The organism is Kitasatospora sp. NPDC058115 (genome assembly GCF_042884635.1).
Classification (GTDB): Bacteria; Actinomycetota; Actinomycetes; order Streptomycetales; family Streptomycetaceae; genus Kitasatospora.
Genome location: NZ_JBHVTL010000015.1, coordinates 126,610 through 148,840 on the forward strand (window position 1 = coordinate 126,610; position 22,231 = coordinate 148,840).

The 22,231-nt window shown below is 73.9% G+C and carries 16 protein-coding genes and 2 tRNA genes; 6 read left to right on the top strand and 12 right to left on the bottom strand.

Features of this window, described 5'->3' with window-relative positions; genetic code table 11:
* Window positions 1-6: 6 nt before the first annotated feature.
* On the bottom strand, window positions 7-1,296 hold the full coding sequence (locus ACFVVL_RS18040; protein ID WP_387676193.1) for a hypothetical protein: 1,290 nt from the start codon (window positions 1,294-1,296) through the stop codon (window positions 7-9).
* Between the two features lie 249 nt (window positions 1,297-1,545).
* A complete protein-coding gene (locus ACFVVL_RS18045; protein ID WP_380290412.1) occupies window positions 1,546-2,142 on the bottom strand; it encodes a DedA family protein in 597 nt (198 codons plus the stop codon).
* Window positions 2,143-2,643: 501 nt separating this feature from the next.
* Here ACFVVL_RS18045 and ACFVVL_RS18050 point away from each other — a divergent pair.
* Window positions 2,644-3,759, top strand: coding sequence for an LLM class flavin-dependent oxidoreductase (locus ACFVVL_RS18050; RefSeq protein WP_387676198.1), 1,116 nt, complete (start codon window positions 2,644-2,646; stop codon window positions 3,757-3,759).
* A gap of 21 nt (window positions 3,760-3,780) precedes the next feature.
* Here ACFVVL_RS18050 and ACFVVL_RS18055 read toward each other — a convergent pair whose 3' ends face one another.
* Complete coding sequence (locus ACFVVL_RS18055) at window positions 3,781-5,985, bottom strand: putative bifunctional diguanylate cyclase/phosphodiesterase (RefSeq protein ID WP_387676201.1); 2,205 nt, start codon at window positions 5,983-5,985, stop codon at window positions 3,781-3,783.
* A gap of 424 nt (window positions 5,986-6,409) precedes the next feature.
* Window positions 6,410-6,838, bottom strand: coding sequence for an OsmC family protein (locus tag ACFVVL_RS18060; protein ID WP_387676204.1), 429 nt, complete (start codon window positions 6,836-6,838; stop codon window positions 6,410-6,412).
* Between the two features lie 292 nt (window positions 6,839-7,130).
* Between ACFVVL_RS18060 and ACFVVL_RS18065 the strand changes: the two genes are divergently transcribed.
* Window positions 7,131-7,493, top strand: a complete 363-nt coding sequence (locus ACFVVL_RS18065) for a chorismate mutase (RefSeq protein ID WP_380290420.1) — start codon at window positions 7,131-7,133, stop codon at window positions 7,491-7,493.
* Between the two features lie 130 nt (window positions 7,494-7,623).
* The gene (lepB, locus tag ACFVVL_RS18070) at window positions 7,624-8,412 is read left to right on the top strand and encodes a signal peptidase I (RefSeq protein ID WP_380290422.1); all 789 of its coding nucleotides are present in this window, start codon (window positions 7,624-7,626) and stop codon (window positions 8,410-8,412) included.
* 19 nt (window positions 8,413-8,431) lie between these two features.
* Here the strand turns inward: lepB and ACFVVL_RS18075 are convergent, their stop codons facing one another.
* The 3 genes from ACFVVL_RS18075 to ACFVVL_RS18085 all read right to left on the bottom strand — a co-directional run bounded on the left by ACFVVL_RS18075 (window position 8,432) and on the right by ACFVVL_RS18085 (window position 12,513).
* Window positions 8,432-9,502: a DMT family transporter gene (locus tag ACFVVL_RS18075; RefSeq protein WP_387676339.1), complete on the bottom strand. Its 1,071-nt coding sequence runs from the start codon at window positions 9,500-9,502 to the stop codon at window positions 8,432-8,434.
* A gap of 103 nt (window positions 9,503-9,605) precedes the next feature.
* Window positions 9,606-12,182, bottom strand: coding sequence for a transglycosylase domain-containing protein (locus ACFVVL_RS18080; protein ID WP_387676208.1), 2,577 nt, complete (start codon window positions 12,180-12,182; stop codon window positions 9,606-9,608).
* Between the two features lie 257 nt (window positions 12,183-12,439).
* Window positions 12,440-12,513, bottom strand: a tRNA-Lys gene (locus ACFVVL_RS18085).
* A 229-nt stretch (window positions 12,514-12,742) separates the two neighbouring features.
* Here ACFVVL_RS18085 and ACFVVL_RS18090 point away from each other — a divergent pair.
* Both ACFVVL_RS18090 and ACFVVL_RS18095 read left to right on the top strand, forming a co-directional pair.
* The gene (locus ACFVVL_RS18090; protein ID WP_387676341.1) at window positions 12,743-13,489 is read left to right on the top strand and encodes a DUF998 domain-containing protein; all 747 of its coding nucleotides are present in this window, start codon (window positions 12,743-12,745) and stop codon (window positions 13,487-13,489) included.
* Window positions 13,486-14,391 (top strand): alpha/beta fold hydrolase, encoded by a 906-nt coding sequence (locus ACFVVL_RS18095; RefSeq protein ID WP_387676211.1) that lies wholly within the window; start codon window positions 13,486-13,488, stop codon window positions 14,389-14,391. Before ACFVVL_RS18090 ends, ACFVVL_RS18095 begins: the two co-directional genes overlap by 4 nt.
* A 116-nt stretch (window positions 14,392-14,507) precedes the next feature.
* On the opposite strand, the gene ACFVVL_RS18100 is transcribed toward ACFVVL_RS18095, so the two are convergent.
* The 5 genes from ACFVVL_RS18100 to ACFVVL_RS18120 form a co-directional block, all read right to left on the bottom strand.
* Window positions 14,508-14,581, bottom strand: a tRNA-Lys gene (locus tag ACFVVL_RS18100).
* A 98-nt stretch (window positions 14,582-14,679) separates the two neighbouring features.
* Window positions 14,680-15,438 (bottom strand): DUF4239 domain-containing protein, encoded by a 759-nt coding sequence (locus tag ACFVVL_RS18105; protein ID WP_387676214.1) that lies wholly within the window; start codon window positions 15,436-15,438, stop codon window positions 14,680-14,682.
* A 79-nt stretch (window positions 15,439-15,517) separates the two neighbouring features.
* Complete coding sequence (locus tag ACFVVL_RS18110; RefSeq protein WP_387676217.1) at window positions 15,518-17,692, bottom strand: dipeptide ABC transporter ATP-binding protein; 2,175 nt, start codon at window positions 17,690-17,692, stop codon at window positions 15,518-15,520.
* Window positions 17,689-18,669, bottom strand: coding sequence for an ABC transporter permease (locus ACFVVL_RS18115; protein WP_387676344.1), 981 nt, complete (start codon window positions 18,667-18,669; stop codon window positions 17,689-17,691). Before ACFVVL_RS18115 ends, ACFVVL_RS18110 begins: the two co-directional genes overlap by 4 nt.
* Window positions 18,670-18,781: 112 nt before the next feature.
* Window positions 18,782-19,765 (bottom strand): ABC transporter permease, encoded by a 984-nt coding sequence (locus ACFVVL_RS18120; RefSeq protein ID WP_387676220.1) that lies wholly within the window; start codon window positions 19,763-19,765, stop codon window positions 18,782-18,784.
* A gap of 425 nt (window positions 19,766-20,190) precedes the next feature.
* Between ACFVVL_RS18120 and ACFVVL_RS18125 the strand changes: the two genes are divergently transcribed.
* On the top strand, window positions 20,191-21,897 hold the full coding sequence (locus ACFVVL_RS18125; RefSeq protein WP_387676223.1) for an ABC transporter family substrate-binding protein: 1,707 nt from the start codon (window positions 20,191-20,193) through the stop codon (window positions 21,895-21,897).
* The last annotated feature ends 334 nt before the right edge of the window (window positions 21,898-22,231 follow it).

The window sequence follows — 22,231 nt, forward strand, 5'->3', positions numbered from 1 at the left end:
GACGGGTCAGCCGGCCGCGCCCAGGAAGGACTCCCAGCCGCCGGCCGGCGCCTGTCCGACGTTGAGGGTGCGCAGCTTGCGCAGGGTGGACTGGTCCTGGACCTCCAGCCACTCGACGAGCTGCTTGAAGGAGACCAGCCGGACATCGGGCTTGGCGGCGACGGTCTTGAGCGTCTCCTCGACGGCGTCCATGTAGATGCCGCCGTTCCACTGCTCGAAGTGGTTGCCGATGAAGAACGGCGCGCGGTTGCCGTTGTAGGCGCGGTCGAACCCGGCCAGGTAGGCGTCCCGGGCCTGGGTGCGCCAGTCGTTGTACTTGGCCGGGTCCCCCTTGGTGCTGCCGGAGGACTGGTTGGCCAGGATGTTGTAGTCCATGGAGAGCACCTGGTAGGCGTGGCCCGGGAAGGGGATGCTCTGCAGCTGGAGGTCCCAGATCTTGCCGTCCTGCACCTTCTGCGGCCAGATCTGCTGCCCGCCCGAGGAGCTGGCGTCGTACTTCCACCCCAGGTTGGCGATGGTCGGCAGCAGGGCCTTCTGCCCCTCCAGGCAGGGGGTGCGCCCGCCGACCAGTTCCTTCTTGTAGTCGAAGGGGAGCGGCTCGACGTCGGTGAAGCCGGTGTTGGTCCGCCACTGGGTCACGAAGCCGACGGCCTGGTCTATCTCGCTCTGCCAGTCCTCGGGGGTCCACTTGTTGACGCCGTTGCCGTCCGAGCGGGTCGAGCAGAAGTGGCCGTTGAAGTGGGTGCCTATCTCATGGCCGGCCAGCCAGGCCTGGCTGATGAGCTTGAGGGTGTTCTTCACCGCACCGTCCGACAGGTAGGGGATGTCGGAGGCGCCGACCGCGTGCTTCGGCGGGTGGTACAGGTCGGCCCTGCCCTTCGGCAGGGCGTAGATGCCGGAGAGGAAGAAGGTCATCGAGGCCTTGTGCTCCTCAGCGAGCTTGAGGAACCGGGGGAACTGCCCGTCCTCGGTGGCGCCGGCGCCGTCCCAGGAGAAGACCACGAACTGCGGCGGGCGCTCGCCCGGCTTGAGCTTCTCCGGCTTGGGCTGGTTCGGCTGTGCTCCGGTGTCGGAGGTCGATCCGTCCCCGATCGGCGTGCCCTTGGCCGGGGTCCCGGTGGGGGTGCCGGTCGGTGCGGTGCTTCCGGTGCCGGTCGTGGGGGCGGGGGCGGAGCCCGAGGCGGATCCGGTGGGATCGGCCGAGCCCGAGCCGCCCCCGGAACAGGCCGCCACCGCTCCGAGGGCCGCAGTCGCGGCGGTGGCTGTGAGCACGGTCCTGCGCGAGATGCTGGCCATCGTCTCCCCTGGGTGTCCGGGCCGGGTGGCGGCCAGACCGAGGCCGCTCCGGTCATATCGGACAATTGATTGATTATCCGTCGTTAGCATGTCACGCGAACGCAGGGGGCACCAAAGGCCCGAGGTTCGTCGGCACTGAACACGCGTGGCACGCCTGTGCGGGATGCGAAGGAATGTCTTCTGTTGCCGTCCTGTGACGCTTCGCCCGTTTCGCGGAAGGGGAGCCCCGCGGGCGCTGCCGCCGCGGCGTCAGTCGAGGGAGAGCCGGCGGTTGCGGCGCACGACGCGCGCGATGGCGGTGCTCACCACGGTGGCCGCCGTGCAGGAGACCGCGAGGCTCAGCCAGGCGGTTTCGAACCAGTGGCTGTTGAGCCAGCCCAGGGTCACGATGTAGGCCGCCCAGACCATCGCGGCCAGCGCCGACCACCGCAGGAAACGGTGGGGATGGGCGGGGGAGTGGCCGATGGCCAGGTCGAGGACGGTCCGCCCGGCCGGCACGAAGCGGGCGATCACCACCATGGCGGCCGCCGCCCGGGTGGTGCGTTCGTCCAGGGCCTGCTGGACCCGCGCCACGCTGGCCGCCAGCTTCGGGCGGTGCTCCAGACGCCGGCTGACCACCGGGGCGCCGCGACGGGCCAGCCGGAGCAGCAGCAGATCACCGAGGAAGGAGGCCGCGGCCACCCCGAGCCCGAGCATCACGGGGGCGCCGTCTATCTGCGCCGTCTTGAGCACCGCGAGGATGACGAGGGTCCCGCTGGGAATGAAGGGGAGGAAGGCGTCACCGAGGACGGCGCAGAGCGCCAGCGCGCAGATCCACGAGGATCCGACCAGCGTCGCGATGTCCATGTCCCTACTTCCTCCAGGCTGCCCGGGGGAGCAGTGGTTGCAAGGGACAACGCTAGCGCCTCGACTTTTCATGCCATGAAGCACCCCGGCTGTGCGATGGGCCACAGCCCGTGGGTTCCGGTGCCGCTCATGGCACGAGCCCCCGGGGCGGGGTGCCGCTCCGGGGGCTCGCGGGGATCGGTCGGCGCTGGTCCAGCCCGACGATCTTGCTGGTGAGTGCGGATCCGGTTGGGTGATCCGCCTGAGCCCTAGCCTGCCGGAAGCCGGCCGCCGACCGCGAGCCCCCAGGCTGGCGACTTCCCGCGCTGGCGTGAAGTCGCCACGGGTGTTCGTCCGCTGGCTCTGTGTCAGCCCCGGTCGGGCGCGGGCCGGGGAACAAGCGGGCCCGGGAGCGGGGTTGACCAGTGTCGGCACCGGCAGCGGCACCGACCGTCACCGGTGCACGGCGCCGGTGGACCGCACCGGCGGACGGGACCGAACACGGCCAGGAGGACGGACGGCATGACGACCGAGGACAGGCAGGAGAACCGGCGGGGGAACGGCACCGGGCCGCAGGCCGCGGACGCGATCCGGGGCACCGCCCGGGGATCGGCGCCCGCCCCGCTGTCGATCCTCGACCTGGCCACCGTCGGGGTCGGCCACACGCCCGCGGAGGCGCTCGCCGCGACCACCACGCTCGCCCGCAGCGCCGAGCAGTGGGGCTACCACCGCTTCTGGGTGGCCGAGCACCACGGCATGCCGGGCGTCGCCAGCTCCACGCCCGCCGTCCTGCTGGCCCACCTCGGGGCCCACACCACCACCCTGCGCCTCGGCTCCGGCGGCGTGATGCTGCCCAACCACGCCCCGCTGGCCATCGCCGAGCAGTTCGGCCTGCTGGAGGCGCTCCACCCCGGCCGGATCGACCTCGGGCTCGGCCGGGCCCCCGGCACCGACCAGGCCACCGCCCGGGCCCTGCGCCGGGGCCTCGGCGAGGGCGCCGACGACTTCCCCCGCCAGCTCTCCGAGCTGACCCACTTCCTCGACGGCAGCTTCCCCGCCGGGCACCCGTACGAGCGGCTCACCGCCGTTCCGAAGGGGGAGGGGCGGCCGCCCGTCTGGCTGCTCGGCTCCTCCGGCTTCAGCGCCCAGCTGGCCGGCCGGCTCGGCCTGCCGTTCGCCTTCGCGCACCACTTCAGCAGCGCGAACACCCTGCCCGCGCTCGATCTCTACCGCTCGGAGTTCCGCCCCTCGGCGGTCCTCGACGAGCCGTACGCGCTGATCGGGGTGAGCGCGGTCGCGGCCGACGACGAGGCCTCCGCCCGCCGCCTCGCCCGCTCCGCGGCGCTCGGCATGCTGCGGTTGCGCCGGGGCAACCCCGGCCCGATCCCCACCCCCGAGGAGGCCGAGTCCTACCCGTACAGCCCGGTGGAGGCGGACTTCATCGACGACTGGCTGGGCAACGTCGTCCTGGGCGCGCCGGGCGAGGTGGCCGACGGTCTGGAGGCGCTGCGCAAGCGGACCGGGGTGGACGAGCTGATGGTCACCTCGCACATCCACGGCCACGAGGCGCGGCTGCGGTCCTACGGCCTGATCGCCGAGGCCTACGGGCTGTCCGGTCCCCGGGCCGCGACCGCCTGAGCGGACCGGCGCGGGCCCCGGCTAGCGCCCGCCCGGGGCGTCGCGCTCCGCCCGCTCCGCTCTCTCCGCCCGCTCCTCCTGGCCGTCCCGGCCGTCGCGGAGTATCGCCGCGACCAGCTCGGCCTCGCCGGGGCGGGCGAAGTACCAGCCCTGGGCGGTGTCGCAGCCGGTGAGGCGCAGCCGCTCGGCCTGGGCGGCGCTCTCGATGCCCTCGGCGGTCACGGTCAGGCCGAGGGTGTGGGCCAGCTGCACCATCGCGCCGACGATCTGCTCGTCGGCGTCGCTCCGCCGCGAGCCGAGCTCGGGGAGCTCCGGCCGCCCGCCGGCCGGAGCCGGGGCCGGGTCGCGGAACCCCTCGATGAAGGTGCCGTCCAGCTTCAGCACGTGCACCGGCAGCCGGGAGAGGTAGGCGAGGTTCGAGTAGCCCGTCCCGAAGTCGTCGATCGCGATCCGCACGCCCATGTCGGCGAGCGCCTGGAGCGCCTGGAGCGGCCGTCCGCCGGGGCCGAGCAGCGCGCTCTCGGTGATCTCCAGCTGCAGCAGCCGGGCCGGCAGGCCGGTGCGGTCGAGGGCCTGGGCGACGTCGGCGACCACGTCGGAGTCCCAGATCTGGCGGGCGGCCAGGTTGACGCTCACGAAGGTCTCGGTCTCGGGGAACTCGGTCAGCCAGCGCCGCGCCTGGCGGCAGGACTCCTCCAGCACCCACTTGCCGAGCGGCACGATCGCCCCGGACTCCTCGGCGAGCGGGATGAAGCGGTCCGGCGAGAGCGTCCCGTAGCGGGGGTGGCGCCACCGGACCAGGGCCTCGGCGCCGTGCACCGCGCCGTCGGCCAGGCCGACCAGCGGCTGGTACTCGATCGTGAACTCGCCGCGTTCCAGCGCCGGGCGCAGCGCGGTGGCGAGCAGCTGGCGGGTCAGCTGGTGGGCACCGCGGTCGGGGTCGTAGAGGGTCCAGCGGGCCCGTCCGTCGGCCTTGGACCAGTAGAGGGTGGCGTCGGCGTCCTTCACCAGGTCGGTCGGGGTGGTCTCGTGCACGGAGCGTTCGACGACGCCGACGCTGGCGGTGACCACCAGCCGGTGGCCGGCCACGTCGAAGGGGCGTTCCAGGGCGTCGAGGATCCGGGCGGCCAGGTCGGTGAGCTGGTCGCTGCCCCGGCTGCCGGTCACCAGGACGGCGAACTCGTCGCCGCCCATCCGCGCGACCAGGTGGGCGCCGTGCGCGGAGAAGCCGCGCCGCAGCCGGGTCGCGACGGCGATCAGCAGTTGGTCGCCGATGTGGTGGCCGAGGGCCTCGTTGATCGCGGCGAACCCGTCGAGGTCGAGGTAGCAGACGCCGACCCGGGGCCCGTCCGCCGTCCTCCCGTCGGTCGTGCTCCACGCGGCCGTCCCGTCGGCCCCGGGGCCTTCGAGGGACCCCGCCCCGGCCCCCTGCCCCGGGCCCGCCGACCGGTCGGGGGTGAGGCAGGCGGCGTCGAGGCGTTCGAAGAAGTACGTCCGGTTGGGCAGCCGGGTCAGCGGGTCGTGCAGGGCCTGGTACTCCAGGCGGTCGCCGAGCCGGCGCTGCTCGGTGATGTCCTCGACCAGGGCGAGCGTGTACAGCGGGCTGCCCTCGGTGTCCCGGATCAGCGAGACGGTCACCTTGGTCCAGACCGTCCGCCCCGCGCGGTGCTTGAGCTGTTTCTCGACCCGAATCCGGTCGTGCTCGCCGTGGGAGAGCGCGCGGAACAGCCGGCGCGGCATGCCCTCGGGGTCGGTGATCTCGTGGATGTGGGTCCGCACCAGCTCGTCGACGGTGCGGCCGGTCAGCGCGGCGAAGGCGGGGTTGACCTCGATGATCCGGTCCTCGGGATCGATCAGGGCCATGCCGATGCCGGCGTCGCAGAAGGCGGCCCGCAGCCGGGACTCGCTGGCCCGCAGCGCGGCGAGCTGGGGGTCGTCGCCCCCGGCCACCGGCCGGCCGTGCGCATCGCCGTGACCCGTATGGTCGTCCGCACCGCTGCTGGCCGTACCCTCGCTGTCCGCTCCCTCGCCCTCCGCACCCTCGCCGTCCGGCGCCCGGTGCACGCCGTCGGTGAGCGGCGCGGAGCAGGCGGGGCAGCGGAGGGCGCCGTCGTCGGCCGGGGCCTGCCGGGGGTCGGCGAGGACGGCCCGGGCCGTGCCGTTGGCCGGGGCGGCGTGGAGGGCGGGCGGCAGGAGGCGGCGTGGCCGCGGGTCCTCGTGCCGCACGCCTGGGTGGTGTGCGTCGGCCCCCTCGTTCTGGCCCGGCACGGCATGCTCCCGTCCGCTGCTGACGCTTGACGCTGGTCCGGCCGGTCACCCGACTTCGGCGGCCGGCCCGCACTCTGCCGCACTCGCGGAGGTGGGACTCCGGTGCGGGACGCTCGGGACGGAGCGGCCGGGTGGGAACCCGCCTGAGGAACCGTGAGGAACAGGGCGCTGCGGCCGATCATAGGACGCGATGGCAACGCGCGGTGACCGCCGCCAGGGTGATTCGTCTGGTTTGGGGGCAAGTGTGGTGATACATGCGGACGCCCCCGGTGCACATCACATGATGTGCACCGGGGGCGTGTGCTCCGGGAGTGCGCCCTCGGGCTCCGGTTCGGCGCCGGACGTGCGCCCGGCCGGGTCCGGGGGCGGGACGCCCGGGAGGTCAGCCGGCCAGGTTGGCCGTGAGGGTGATGGTGGTGCCGGTCAGGGCCTGGCTCACCGGGCAGTTGGCCTTGGCGTCCTCGGCGGCCTTCACGAAACCGGCCTCGTCCAGCCCGGGCACCTGGCCGGTGACCGTCAGGTGGATGCCGGTGATGCCGGTGCCCGGCTGGAAGGTGACGTCGGCCTGGGTGTCGAGCTTGGTGGGCGGGGTGCCCGCGCCGGTCAGGCCGTGCGAGAGGGCCATCGAGAAGCAGGCGGAGTGCGCGGCCGCGATGAGCTCCTCCGGGCTGGTCTTGCCGTTCGGGGCCTCGGCGCGGGCCGGCCAGGAGACCGGGTACTCGCCGATGCCGGACGACGCGAACGTCACCTGGCCCTTGCCGTCGACCAGGTTGCCTTCCCAAGCGGTGCGGGCGGTGCGGGTGGTTGCCACGATCGGTACCTCCGGTAGTTACTGAGGAACTGCTGACTCGTCACGTCCGGTCATGCCGCGCCCAGCCTACGGGCAGGCCTGGGGCGCGCCACAAGTAGCGCACCGGACCGCCGCGTCCGAAAACACCCCGTCCGTCACGGCGGGCCGGAACGGTCCGACGGGCCGTCCGCATCGTGGACGTCGGGCCCGGACGGTGCGGGCCCGCCCCGGGCGCCCTGTTAGATTGGCCCGGGCCCGGGCCCGGCCGCCGCACGGTCGGGCGCACCACCGAGAGAGCCGCGGAGCCGCCCCGATGACGGACCACCCCACGACCCCCGACGCCGGACTGCCCGAGGGGGTCGACGATGCCGTGCGGGCCGAGCTGACCAGCCTGCGCGAGAGCATCGACAACATCGACGCCGCGGTGGTCCACATGCTGGCCGAGCGCTTCAAGGCGACCCAGCGGGTCGGCCGGCTCAAGGCCGAGCACAAGCTCCCGCCGGCCGATCCGGCCCGCGAGCGCACCCAGATCAAGCGCCTGCGCGAGCTGGCCGCCGGCGCGCACCTGGACCCGGTGTTCGCGGAGAAGTTCCTCAACTTCATCATCGCCGAGGTCATCCGCCACCACGAGGCCATCGCGAGCGACGCCGTGACCGGCGGCAACGCCTCCGCCTGACGGCGAGCCCGGCCCGGCGGGATGTCCGGCCCGGCGGGATGTCTGGCGCGGGTAAACGTCCGATTTCGCCTGGATCCCCGGTTGGCGTAGCGTGCAGGTTCCCCCGCAGCCGGAGAGTGGAGCAGCGACGATGGCGGTGAACCTGCCCGATACGCACGGCGGCGACGCCGGGGCCGGGCCCGCCGCCCCGGTCGGGGGCCGGGCCGAGGCGCGGCGGGCCCGTCGCGCCGCCGAGGGCCGTCGGAGCAGGCCGCCGAAGGGCCGCCGGTCCGGCCGCCGGCCGCGGCCGTGGTGGATCGAGATCCCGGCGATGGCGGCGGTCGGCCTGGTGGTCGCGCTGCTGATCAAGACCTGCCTCTTCCAGGTCTTCACCATCCCCTCCGGTTCGATGGAGAACACCCTGCGGGTCGGCGACCGGGTCGGCGTGAACAAGCTCGCCCCGCTGACCGGCTGGGAGCCCGAGCGGGGCCAGCCGGTGGTCTTCAAGGACCCCGGGGACTGGCTGCCGCCGCAGCCGACCGGCGGCAACCCCGTCACCAACGCCCTGGGCTCGGTGCTCTCCTTCGTCGGTCTGGTGCCGCCGAAGGACGACAACTACCTGGTCAAGCGGGTCATCGCGACCGGCGGGCAGACCGTGCAGTGCTCGGGCAGCACGCTGACCGTCGACGGAGCCACGGTCGACGAGCCGTACCTCCACCCCGGGGACGACTCCTGCGCCGGGCTGGACTTCGGCCCGGTGACGGTGCCGCAGGGCTACGTCTGGGTCGAGGGCGACCACCGCAGCGACTCCGCGGACTCGCGCTACCACCAGCGCGGCCCCGGTGGCGGGGCCGTGCCGGTGGACAACGTGGTCGGCCCGGTGTCGGCCGTCGTGTGGCCGCTCGACCACTTCGACTGGTTCGGCTGGGTCGGCCGCTGAACCGGGCCGGGCGGCGGCGCTAGCGCCGTTCCCGCCCCTGCTCCCGAGTCCGGGGGGTCTGCGCCTCGGCGGCCCGGGCGAGCCGTTCGCCGAGGGCGGTCGCCCCGGCCGGTACCGTGTCCGCCCCCGCGGCCCCCGCCGGTGGCGGTGCGGCCGCCGGGAGGTCCTTCCCGGCAGGCGCGGCGGGCTTGCTCGCCTGGGCGGCGAACGCCCCGGCCAGCACCAGCAGGCCGCCGGCCATCTGCGGCAGACCGAGGTGCTCGCCCAGCAGGACCCAGGCCAGCATCGTGGCCACGACGGCCTCCAGGTTGGCCACCACCCCGGCGACCGGCGGCGACAGGTGCTGGACGGCGACCACACCGGTCAGATAGGCGAGCACGGTCGCGACCAGGACCATCCAGGCGGCCGGGATCAGGGCGGGCAGGCTGTGCCCGTTCATCACCACGTCCCCGCCGAGCCTGCCCCAGTCCGCCTCCCAGGGGCGGGTCAGGGCGGTGAGCACGATCGAGCCGATCAGCAGGCCGTACGCGCTGACGGCGATCGGGTCGACCGGGCGCTCGCCCCGGCTGCCGGCGTCGGCGAGCACGAAGTAGCCGACCTGGCAGCAGGCCGCTCCCAGGGCGAACAGGACGCCGAGCGCGTCGAAGCTCAGGCCGTTCCAGACCTCGACGACGCAGGCGAGCCCGGCGACCGCGACGCCCGCGCCGATCGCCGCGCCCCGGCTGATCGGCCGGCGCTGGACGAACCGCACGTAGCCGATGAGCAGCGGTGGGCCGAGGTACTCGATCAGCAGGGCGACGCCGACCGGTATCCGGGAGATCGCCGCGAAGTAGCAGGCCTGGACTCCGGCCACGGCGAGCAGGCCGAAGCCGATCAGCAGGCCGGGCCGGCGCCGGACGGCGTCGCGGTGGCGGTAGGCCAGCGGCAGCAGGACGACGGCGGCGCCGGTGACCCGGAGCCAGACCACGTGGAGGGGGGAGAGCCCGGCCTCGATCAGCGGTTTGGCCGCGGTGCCGGAGCCGCCGAAGGCGAACGCGGAGACGAGGGCGAGGGTGAGACCGAGGGTCCGGCCGGGGGAACGGCCGAGCAGGGGGTCGGAGCTGTGCACCGACGAATTGTGACAGCCGCACCGGCCATCCGGTAAGGGGTCATTCCGTCATTCGGTCCTGCACGGCACCGTCCGCGAGCGCTCGTCACCCACCGGACGCGGCGCCGGCGCCGGCCAGGGCCCCCGCCCCGGCACCCGCGTCCGTCCCCGTGCCGCCGCCGGACCCCGAGCCCGAGCCCGTGCCCGACCCCGTGCCCGACCCCGAACCTGTGCCCGAACCGGAACCCGAGCCCGTGCCCGACCCCGAGCCGCCCGTCCCCCCGGTCGGCTCCGTCGGCTTGGTCGGCTTGCTGCTCGGCTGCGGCGTCGTCGGCTGGGTCGGCGCGGTGCCCGACCCACCGGAACCGGAACCGGACCCGGACCCGGCGCCCGATCCCGACCCCGAACCAGAACCCGAACCGGAACCCGACCCCGAGCCGCCGGCGCCGCCCGAGGGCTGCGGGGCGGTGGTCGGGCCGGTCGACGGCGCGGTGGACGGCGTCGAGCCCGAGTCGCCCGAGGAGCCGGAACCGCCCTGGCCGGACTGCGAGGACGACCCGCCGGACGGCGTCGCCGCCCCGCTCGGGGTGTTCGACGGCGTGCTCGAAGGACCGGACGAGGAGCCCGACCCGGAGCCCGGCCCGGAGGAGCCCGAGCCGCTGCGCGAGGAGTAGTCCGCACCCGAGGGAGCGGGGAAGTCGCTGACCGGCTGCCCCTTCAGGGCGGCCTTCATGTAGGTGGTCCAGATCTTCGCGGGGTACTGGCCGCCCGCCGCGCCGTCGATCCCCCCGGTGCCGCTCAGGCTGACCTGCGCGCCGGTGCCCGGGTCCTGCCCGAACAGCGCGACCGAGGTGACCAGCTCCGGGGTGTACCCGACGAACCAGACCGACTTCTGGTCGTCCGTCGTCCCGGTCTTGCCCGCCGCCGGACGGCTCAGGTCCTTGGCGCGCCAGCCGGTGCCGCCCTGGTCGCTCACCACGCCCTGGAGCATCGAGGTGACCTCGCGCGCGGTCTGCTCGCTGATCGCCTGGGTGGCCTTGTGCGCGGGCAGCTCGATCGGCTCGCCCTCGTGGTCCACCGTCTGCACCAGCCACGGGGTGATCTGCTTGCCGCCGTTGTCCAGCGTGGCGTACACGCCCGCCAGGTCGAGCACGCTCGGCGTGGCGGTGCCCAGCGGGATCGAGGGCACCGGGTCCAGCCCGGGGGTGTTGCTGGGCAGGCCGAGCGCGATCGCGGTGTCCCGCACCTTCGACAGCCCGGTGTCCTGGGCGAGCTGGGCGAAGGCCGAGTTCACCGACCAGTTGGTGGCCTGCTGCAGGGTGATCTGGCCGTAGCTCTTGTCGCCCTCGTTCGGCGGCGCGTACGGGGTGCCCTTCCCGCCGCGGACCTTGCGGCCGCTGGTGCCGTCGTAGACGGTGCGCGGGGTGATGGTCTGGCCGGACTGGGTCTTGGCGTCGTTCTCCAGCGCCGCGGCCAGCGCGATCGCCTTGAAGGTCGAGCCCGCCTGGTAGTCCCGCCGGGTCGCGTTGTCGACGTAGTGCTTCGTGTAGTCGACGCCGCCGTACAGCGCGACCACCGCACCGGTCTTCGGGTCCACCGAGGCGGCGCCGGGCTGGGCGGCGGCGTCCTTCTTCCGCTTCTCCGGGTTCAGGGTGTCGTGCAGCTGGGCCTGCACGGCGCTCTCCAGGGCCTGCTGGCGGTTCGGGTCGATGGTGAGCTTGATCGTGTAGCCGCCCTTGGCCAGCTCCGACTCGCTGATGATCTGGTTGGTGGTGAGGTACTCGGTCGCCGCGTTGACCAGGTAACCGGCCTGACCGGACAGCCCGAGCTGCGCCTGCGGGTCCCTGACCTCGGGGAACGTGGTGGCGGCCCGCTCCTCGGCGGAGAGCCAGCCCTCCTTCACCATGCCGTCGAGCACGTAGTTCCAGCGGTTGACGGCGTTCTGCTTGCCGGCCGGGGTGGCGGTGGCCACGTCGTAGGCGCTCGGGGCGTTCAGCAGCGCGGCCAGGTAGGCGCCCTGGGCGGCGTTGAGCTCGGAGGCGTCGACGCCGAAGTACTGCTGCGCGGCGGCCTGGATGCCGTAGGCGCCGCGTCCGTAGTACGAGGTGTTGAGGTAGCTGGAGAGGATCTCGTCCTTGCTCTCGGTGGCGTCCACCTTGATCGCGATGAAGAGTTCCTTCACCTTGCGGGTGATCGACTGCTTCTGGCTCAGGTACGTGTTCTTCACGTACTGCTGGGTGATCGTGGAGCCGCCCTGGGTGCCCTCGCCCTTGGCGGTGTTGAGGGCGGCCCGGACCAGGCCGGGCACGTTGACGGCGCCCTCGTGGTAGAAGTTGCGGTCCTCGGCGGCCAGCGTGGCGTGCTGCGCGGCGGGGGAGACCTTGTCCAGCCCGACGTTCTGCCGGTTGGTCTCGCCGGTCCGGGCGATCACCGAGCCGTCCTGGTAGAGCCAGGTGTTGCTCTGCGCGGTGGCGGCGGCGTGCGCGTCCGGCACCTTGACCAGCGCGATGCCGAGCGCGAACAGGCCGACCCCGAGCAGCAGCGCGGTCGCGAAGCCGATCAGGCTCATCCGCCAGGTGGGTATCAGTCTGCGCCAGCCCGTGCGCCGGGGCCGGCGCGGCCGGCGGGCCTTCGGCTTGCGGGTGCGGATGCGCGGCGCGCCGCTGGGGGCGGTACGGGACAAAGCGGCGGCCTTTCCTGCGGGCGGGCGGCTGGGCGGGCGGCAGGACGCTGGGGGAGCGTGCCGGCCCGCGCGGCCGGGATCGTCGGCGGTCGGGGACCTTTGCCCCTTTTCCGGTTTACAGCCCAGAACGCGCCGAAGGTACCGGTTGGCTCCACGGCGACCGGAAGCGAGACCGACATCACACACAAATCGGACGTCAATGGGCAGCGAAAAGCCGGAGAGCCCCTCGTTGTGAACGAGAGGCTCCCCGGTGTCGGTGCGCCGCCAGGGACTCGAACCCCGGACCCGCTGATTAAGAGTCAGCTGCTCTAACCAACTGAGCTAGCGGCGCCTGCTGACGGGGAAAACAATACACGCTTCCGGAGGGTGCCTCGAACCACCGGCGGCGTCACCGGGGCCGGCCTGCCCGTTTCCTCCCGGTTGGGGCGGTGTTTACCGCCGGTTAGGGTGGAAACGTGCCCAGCTCCCACCCCGGTCGCCGGAGCGCTCGGCTCAGCTCCGCCCACGCCCGAAGCGGCGCCCGCGCCCGTACCCGCACCCGAACCGGCGCCGTCGCCGCCCTGCTGCTGCTCAGCGCGGTCGCGTACACCGCGTGGGTCCTGGAAGTGGTGCTCAGCACCGGGCTCGACCCGGTGCAGGCGTACCTCAGCGAGCTGGCTGCCGAGGACCAGCCGCTGGGCGGCCTCTTCCGGGCCACCGACCTGGTCGCCGGGCTCGCGGTGCTGGCGGCCGCCGCACTCGCCCTGCCCGGCGGCCGGCGGCCCTGGGCGGTGACCGGGTGGGCGGCGCTCGCCCTGTTCGGCGCGGCCACCGCCGCCGACTCCCGGCTGCCCCTGAGCTGCGCGCCCACCAGTGACGAGATGTGCGCCGCCCGCGAGACGGCCGGCCTCGTCCCCGCCACCCACACCGCCCACGCCGTGACCAGCAGCCTGGCCGTGCTCGGCGCGCTCGGCGGTCTGACCGCGCTCACCGTCGCTGCCCGGCGGTACGGCTGGTGGCCGCCGGTGCGCCGGTACGGACCGTGGCTGCTCGGCGCCGAACTGCTTGCCACCGGGTGGAGCCTCGGCGCGATCGCGGCCTTCGAAGCGGGTCGCGGCACCTGGGCACTGGGCGCCGGCCAACGTCTCCAGGTCCTGCTGGTCGCCCTGTGGCTGGCCCTGCTCGCGGCCGCCCTCCGCCCCGGCGCCGGGGCGGAGGGCGTCGCCGAGGCCCGTGCCGGGGAGCCGGGCGCCGGCGGACTCGGCACCGTCCCCGCGGCCGCCCCCGCCGCCCGCCCCCGGACCGGCCGTCGGCGGGAGCCGGCATGACCGGCGCGCACCCCTCCCGCACACGCCCCTCCGGCGGGCCCGGCGCCGACGCGCTCGTCCTGCGGATCGACGGCATACCCCTGCACGTCCGGGCCGAGGGGCGCGGCCCCGCCTGCCTGCTCACCGGAGGGCTCGGCAGCAGCTGGTTCGACTGGGACCTCGTCGTCCCCTTCCTCACCCCGTACCGCACCGTGGTCCGTTTCGACCGGCCCGGCTACGGCCTCAGCGCGCCCGAGCCGGCCGACCGCCCGCTGCCGACCGCCGCCGGTGAGGCGCACCGGATCCGGGCCGTCCTGGACGCCCTCGCGCTGACCGGGCCGTGCACGGTGGCCGGGCACTCGCTCGCCGCGTTCCACGTCGAGGCCTTCGCCCGGCTGTACCCGGCGCGGACGGCCGGGCTGGTCCTGCTGGACGGCAGCGTCGAGCCCGATCCGCACCCGCGCCCGGCCCCCGGCCTGCGCGATCTCGCGGCGCGCGCCACCGCCCGGGCCGCCACCGCCGCCGCCGTGCCGTACCTGCTCGGGCCCGCCGTGCGCCGGCTGACGGCCCGGGCCACCACCGTGCGGCGCGAGGACCTCGCGCCCGCGCCGCTGGTCCGGCGCTGCTACCGCACCGGGCGCGCCCTGCGGGCGCTGCTCCGGGAGAACACCCGCTACCTGGACGCGGCGGCCGAACTGGCCGCGCTGCGCCGGACGGCCCCGCTGCCGGCGGACCTGCCGGTCACCGTGCTCGCCGCCGACGACGGTCTGCGCGGGCGCCGGACCGGGGAGTGGCTGGCCGCCCAGCGGGAACTGGCCGCACTGCTCGGCGCCGAGTACCGCAGCACCGCCCCGGCCGGGCACCTGCTGATGTTCGACCGCCCGGACGCGGTGGCCTCGGCGGTCCTGGACACCACCCGCTGAAGGGGACGCGGCCCGCCCCGTCCCCGCCGGGTCCGGGTTCCACCGGGCCGGGACGCCGGTGCCCGGGAACGCCGAAGGGCCCCCTCGCTGCTGCGAGAGGACCCTTCGACCGTCTGTGCGCCGCCAGGGACTCGAACCCCGGACCCGCTGATTAAGAGTCAGCTGCTCTAACCAACTGAGCTAGCGGCGCCTGCTGACCTGGACGACATTACACGGCGTCGGGCCGATCCGCCGAATCCACACCATCCGGTGACCCGGAGTGACCGGAGGGCGGGCCGGACGCCGGCCTCAGCGGCTGGCCGGCAGCCGGTTCAGGAACACCTGGAACGCGTCGGGCTGGACGGCGTTCACACCGTCGAAGGGGTAGTTCATCTCCTTGATCACGATCAGCACCACGCAGATCATCGCGGTCATGGTGAGCACCATGGCGAGGTGCAGCCGGATGCTGGAGATGCCGAACACGAAGGCGAAGCCGACGGTCAGCACCGCGCCGGCGATCAGCGGCACCCAGAGCAGCGGCGGCACCGCGTCCTGGACCTGGGTGAGCCGGGCGCGGCGCTCGCTGGCCAGGCCCTCCACGTGCTTGAGGGCGTTGTCGAAGTGCGCCTGCTGGCGGGCGTCGACGGGCTGCAGCGCGTTGGTGGTGTCGCGGATCCGGTACACCAGCTCGGTGGTGTGCGGGTCGGTGCGGTGGTCGGCCATCAGCTGCCACTCCTCGCCGATGACGTTGTGGGCGTACTGGAGGGTGAGGTTGGTCAGCTCGATGCCCGCCGGGCTGTCGAACTGACGGGACGTCCAGTAGAGGCCGGCCAGCTGGTCGGCCTCGCGGAAGGTGGTGGCCCGGGCGTCGTCGGCGGCCTCCCACACCACGATCACCACGAAGGCGAGCAGGACGGCGTAGAGCACGCCGACCATGGCGAAGATGGCCGCCGTCACGTCGTTGTGCGGTTTCCGGGCCTCGGCGGAGACGAAGCGGGGCAGCAGCAGGAGCACCACGGTCGCGAGGGCCAGCGAGCCGACCAGGATCGTCAGGTTGGGCCAGGTCATAGCAGCAGTTGTCGCACGGCCGCCGGGCACCCGCCAGACGGGGTGTCCGCCGTTCGGAGGTGTCCGGCGGACGCTCCCGTCACCCCTGCGGGAAGTGGCAGGCGGCCCGGTGGCCGCCGTCGGCCGGGCGGTCCGCCGGCCCTTCGAACGACCCGCCCCCCGATCCGCTCCCCGATCCGCCCCCGGATCCGTCACCCGGACCGTCGGCCGCCGTGAGCGGCGGAGCCTCGTTCGCGCAGCGCTCGCGCTGCGCCGCGCCGAGCCCCGGATGGACGGGGCAGCGGGCCCGGAACGGGCAGCCGGTGTGCCGGACGGTGGGGGAGGGCGGATCGCCGGCCAGCAGGACCCGGCTGCGGGCGCGTTCGGCGGCCGGGTCCGGCAGCGGGACGGCGGAGAGCAGGGCACGGGTGTAGGGGTGCCGGGGCCGGTCGAAGACCTCGGACACCGCGCCCTGCTCGACCGTCCGCCCGAGGTACATCACGCTGACCCGGTCGGCGAGGTGCCGGATCACCGAGAGGTCGTGCGAGACGAAGAGGTAGGAGAGGCCGAGCTCCGCCTTGAGGGACTGGAGCAGGTTGAGCACCCCGGCCTGGATCGAGACGTCCAGCGCGGAGACCGGCTCGTCGAGCACCAGCAGCCGGGGCCGGACGGCCAGCGCGCGGGCGATCGAGATCCGCTGCCGCTGCCCGCCGGAGAACTGGTGCGGGTAGCGGAGGGCGTGCGCCGGGTCGAGGCCCACCTGGCGCAGCAGTTCGGGCACCCGGTGGGCGATCTCGTCCTTCCCGGCCCGCTGGGCGCGCAGCGGTTCGGCCACGATGTCGCCGACCGGCATCCGGGGATCCAGACTGGCCATGGGGTCCTGGAAGACGATCTGCAGCCGGGACCGCATCCGGTGCGCCTCGGCGCGGGACAGTCCGGCGGTGTCCCGGCCGAGCAGCTCGATCCGGCCCGACTCGGGGGCGGCGAGGCGCAGCAGTTCGAACAGGGTGGTGGACTTGCCGGAGCCGGACTCGCCGACCAGGCCGAGCGTCTCGCCCTCGCGGATCGACAGCTCGACGCCGTCCACCGCGTACACCGAGCCGACCCGGCGCTTGAAGACGGTGCCCTTGACCAGCGGGAAGGTCCTGGTGAGCCCGCGGACCTCCAGGACCGGCGGGCGCCGCTCCCGGGGGACCTCCGCGCCGGCGGGCGCCGGGAGCGGCGGCACGGGGTACACCTCGGTGGGCGCGGGCCGCCGTTCGGCGAGGTCGGCGGCCCGGACGCAGGCGGCCAGATGACCGTCCGCGCCGGTCAGCGGCGGTTCCGCGGTGCGGCAGCGGTCCTCGGCCAGCGGGCAGCGGTCGGCGAACGGGCAGCCGTCCGGCAGGCCGGCCATCGGCGCGGGCGTGCCGGGGATCGGGACCAGCGGTCCGCGCCGCCCGTCCAGCCGGGGGACGGCGCCGATCAGGCCGAGCGTGTACGGGTGGCGCGGTGCGGCGAACAGCTCGTCGACCCCGGCCGTCTCGACGATCCGCCCCGCGTACATCACGGCGACCCGGTCGGCCATCCCGGCGATCACCCCGAGGTCGTGGCTGACCAGGACGAGCGCGGCGCCGGTCTCCCGGCGGGCGGTGCGCAGCACGTCGAGCACCTGGGCCTGGATGGTGACGTCGAGGGCGGTGGTGGGTTCGTCGGCGAGCAGCACGTCGGGGTCGTTGGCGACGGCCATGGCGATCATGGCGCGCTGGCGCATGCCGCCGGAGAACTCGTGCGGGAAGCTGTCCAGGGCGCGGCCGGGGGCCGGGATGCCCACGAGGTCGAGCAGTTCGGCGGCCCGTTTGCGGGCCGCGGGCCGGTCGAGGCCGGGCCGGTGGATGCGCAGGGCCTCGATCAGCTGCTCGCCGATCCGGTAGACGGGGGTGAAGGCGGAGAGCGGGTCCTGGAAGACCATGGCGATCCGCCGGCCCCGGACGGCGGCCAGTTCGCGCCCGGGCAGGCCGAGCAGTTCGCGGCCGTCCAGCCGGACCGAGCCGCGGACCCGGGCGGTGCCGGGCAGCAGGCCGAGGACGGCCAGCGCGGTGACGGACTTGCCGGAGCCGGACTCGCCGACGATGCCGAGGGTCTCGCCGCGGCGCAGGGTGAGGTCGACTCCGCGCACGGCGGGGACGGCGGCGGTGCCGCGCGGGCCGCCGAAGTCGACCCGAAGGTCGCGCACGTGCAGCAGCGGGGTGTCGGCGGTGGTGGCCGGGGTGGCGGGCGTGGCGGTGCCGGTCACGTGCGGTTCCTCTTCCTGGTGGCGCGGTCGTGCCCGCGATCGACGTGGTCGCCGTGGTCGCCGTGGTCCGGGCCGCGCCCGGGCCCGGGCGAGCGCGAGCGGCGGGAGCGCCGGGGCCGGCGGGCGGCCTCGGCGGTGGGGTCGAGGGCGTCGCGCAGCCCGTCGCCGATCAGGTTGACCGCCAGGACGAAGAGCACCAGCAGCCCGGCGGCGAAGTAGAACAGCCAGGGGAAGACCGGGGCCTCGCTGGTGCCCGCCGCGAGCAGGGTGCCGAGCGAGACGTCCGGCGCCTTGACGCCGAAGCCGAAGTAGGAGAGCGCGGTCTCGCTCATCACCGCGCCGCCGACCGCGACGGTGGCGTCGATGATCAGGAAGGAGGCGACGTTCGGCAGCACGTGCCGGGTGATGATCCGCAGCGGGTGGACGCCCATGAACCGCGCGGCGAGGACGAACTCCCGCTCGCGCAGCGAGAGCGTCATCGAGCGGACCACCCGGGCGGTGATCATCCAGTTGAACAGGGCGAGCAGCAGGACGAAGGCGAGCCAGCCGGCGCCCTTCAGCCGGGGCGAGACGATCGTGATGACCAGGAAGCTCGGGAAGACCAGCATCAGGTCGACCAGGAACATCAGCAGCCGGTCGGTCCAGCCGCCGAAGTAGCCGGCGCAGGCGCCCACCAGGGAGGCCAGCACGGTCGAGAACAGTGCCACCAGCAGACCGATGACCAGCGACTTCTGCAGGCCGCGCAGGGTCTGGGCGAAGACGTCCTGGCCGATCCCGTTGGTGCCGAACCAGTGCGCGGCGGACGGCGGTCGGCGCAGCGCGCCGTAGTCGGGGGTGGCGTAGTCCCAGGGCGTCAGATGGGGGCCGACGAAGGCCAGCAGGAACAGCAGCAGGACGACGACGGCGCCGGCCACCGCCCCGCGGGCGGCGAGCAGACGGGCGAGGACGATCCGCCCCCGGCCGGCCGTCCCGGGCACGGACCCGGCGGGGGAGCCGGGCTCGACAGGCTCGGCGGGGGACGTGGGCCCGGCGGGCTCGACGGGTTCGGCGGGTCCGGTGATCGCGGCGGTCACGGCGCTCCTCCTCGGGTCAGGCCCGCACGCGCGGGTCGAGCGCGGCGTGCAGCGTGTCGGCGAGGAGCCCGGAGGCGAGCACCACGACCGCCGCGAACAGATTGACCGCGACGACCGCGTTGACGTCCTGCTCGTTGACGGACTGGATGAACCACTCGCCCATGCCGTGCCAGCCGAAGATGGTCTCGGTGAAGGCGGCGCCGGTGAAGATGCCGAGGAAGCTGTAGGCGAACATCGTCGACATCGGGACGACCGCCGTCCGCAGTCCGTGCCTGATCAGCGCCCGGCCCCGGGTGAGCCCCTTGGCCTCGGCGGTGCGCAGGTAGTCGGAGCCGAGCACGTCGAGCATGGTGCCGCGCTGGTAGCGGCTGTAGGTGGCGAGGCCGCCGAGCGCCAGCGAGAGGGTGGGCAGCAGCAGGTGCAGCGCCCAGTCGGCGAGGTGTGCGCCGAGGCCGCCGGTGAGGCCGGGCGTCTCGTACCCGGTGAAGGGGACGACCTCGTGGCCGACGGCGTCCTTGGCGGCGATGGCGCCGTTCTTGAGGAAGAGCGCGACCAGGAAGACCGGGGTGGAGAGCAGGACGAAGGACAGGACGGTCAGCAGCCGGTCGGAGATCCGGTACTGGCGCACCGCGCTCCACGCCCCCGCGGCGACGCCGAGCACCATGCCGAGCAGGCTGCCGACCAGCAGCAGCCGCAGCGAGACCCAGACCCGGCGGCGGAAGTCGTCTAGCACGGGGGTGTCGTGGATGGTGCGGCCGAGGTCGCCGTGCAGCAGCAGACCGCCGGCCCAGTGGCCGAACCGCTGGACGACCGGGGTGCGGTCGTTCAGGTTGAGGTCGGTGAGCTGGCGCTCGACCGAGGCGGCGGCCGGGCGCGGCACCTTGGCCTCGAAGTAGGCGCGCGGCTGCAGGGCGGCGCCGGCCAGCGCGTACGCCAGGAAGACGGCGGCGACCAGCAGGACGGCGTAGTAGGCGAGCCGCTTGGTCAGGTAGCGGAGCATCAGCGGCCGTCCGGGGTGGGAGCGGGGCCGACGCGTCTGGTGGGCATCGGAGGGTGGCCTTCGGGTCGGGGGCGAGGGTGTGAGGGTGGGGGTGCGAGGGTGCGGAGCTGCGGGTGCCGGGGTGCGGGCGTGAGGGGGGAGCAGGGCCGCCCCGGGGAGCCGCCGGCGGGGGCGGTCGGCCGTGGTTCCCGACCGTGCCCGGGAAAGCGCAGCTCAGAGTGTGGCACCGGCCGGCGGCCGCGGTGTTGCGGTCGTGTTGCGCCCCGTTTCGTTCGGATCAGGTGTCAACCCCGCCCCCTGGTACTCGTTCTGATCGGCTGTTACGTTCGGTCCCCGGCACCGACTTGGCTGCCCACGATCAAGCCTCGCCACACCTCGCGACGCCCACCTCTCACCACGTGCCCGACATCACCGGGGGGACCCTCATGGACGCTTCCGCCACGCCCGCGCGCCGGCTCGGCCGCGCCGCCACTCTCGCCCTCGCCGTCACCCTGGCGGCCACCGCGTGCAGTTCGGACGGCGGCGGTTCGGCGGACACCGCGGTCAGGAGCGAGGCGCCGGGGCAGGCGTCGATCGACATCAACGCCAAGCCGCTGGACCAGGTCCGCGACGGCGGTGAGGTGCGCTTCCCGCTCTACCAGTGGATCACCCAGTGGAACCCGTTCCAGGTGGACGGCCGCTACGGCGACGCGGTCGACATCATGCGCACGCTGGAGCCGAGCCTGTTCAGCACCGACGAGACCGGCACCTTCAAGCCGGTCGCGGACTACCTGGTGGGCGCCGAGGTCACCTCCGCCTCGCCGCAGGTCATCACCTACAAGCTGAACCCGAAGGCCAAGTGGTCGGACGGCAAGCCGCTGAGCTACCTCGACTTCAAGGCCGACTGGGAGGCCACCAACGGGAAGAAGGACGGCTACAACATCGCCGACTCGGCCGGCTACGAGCTGATCTCCGCCGTCGAGCAGGGCGCCGACCCGGCCGAGGTCAAGGTGACCTTCTCCGAGCCCTACGCCGACTGGCAGAACCTCTTCCGCCCGTTGATCCCGGCCGCCGGGATCGCCACCGCCGACGACTTCAACAAGGGCTGGGTGGAGCGGATCCCGATCACCGCCGGCCCGCTGAAGGCCGGTACCTTCGACAAGACCGCGCAGACCCTCACGCTCGTCCCGGACCCGAACTGGTGGGGCGCCAAGCCCAAGACGGAGAAGATCACCTTCCGGGTGATGGCGCAGTCGGCGACCACCCAGGCCTTCCTCAACAACGAGATCGACTTCGCCGCGGCCGGTACCGCCACCGCGTACGGGCAGCTCAAGGACGCCAAGGACGCGGTGATCCGGTCCGCCAGCCCGTGGGACGAGGTGCACATCTCCTTCGGCGGCGGCGGTCCGCTGGCGGACGTGAAGGTCCGCCGGGCGCTCGGCCGGGCGCTGGACCGGAACGCGCTCGTCAAGATCGCCAACAACGGCGTGCCGGTGGAGTTCAAGCCGCTCGGCAACCACATCTTCATGCCCAACCAGAACGGCTACCAGGACAACTCCGGCGACTGGGCGAAGTTCGACCCGGCCGCGGCGAAGAAGCTGCTGGACGAGGCCGGCTGGCAGGACGCCGGCAGTGGCCGGCCCCGGACCAGGGACGGCCAGGCGCTGACCCTGCACTGGGTGCTCAACGAGTCCACCCCGCAGGCCCAGGTCGACCTCGCCACCGCCGCCCAGGCGATGTGGCTGGCGGTCGGCGTCAAGGTGGAGATCGACAAGGTCGCGGCCAACGACTTCTTCACCAAGTACGTCAACCCGGGGAAGTGGGACATCGCCAGCTGGCGCAACACCGACTCGTTCCCGCTCTCCAGCAGCCTGATCAACTTCCGCCTGCCGCAGGGCGACAACGTCTTCGGCAACTACTCCAAGCTGGGCAGCGAGGAGATCGACGCGCTGCTGAAGAAGGCGGCCGGCACGATCGACCCGGTGGAGGCCGCGAAGCTCTACAACCAGGCGGACGCCAGGATCTGGGAGCTCGGCCACACCTACGAGCTGTACCAGCGGCCGACCGTGGTGGCGGCCCGCAAGGGGCTGGCCAACTACGGGGCGTTCGGGCTGGCCAGCTCGGACTACAGCAAGGTCGGCTGGGAGAAGTGACCGGAGCCGGTGCCGGTGTCGGAGTAAGGGCCGGTGCCGGTGTCGGAGTAAGGGCCGGAGCCGGAGTCGGAGTAGGGGCCGGTGCCGGGGCCCGGACCGGTGGAACGGCGCCCGGCGGTCGGGCGGGCGTACGGCGGGCACTGGCGAGCAGCGCGGTGATCACGAGGCCGGTGGCGCGGACACGGGGGGACCGGCGTCGCCGCCCCCGCTCTCCTGCCACCCGCCTTGACCTTCCGCGATGCCCGCAGGCCGCCCGTGCCGCGGGGCCGTCCCCGGGCCGCGCTTCGAACCGGGGACGAATCTAGCGGGCGGTCCGGACCGTCACGTCGTACCG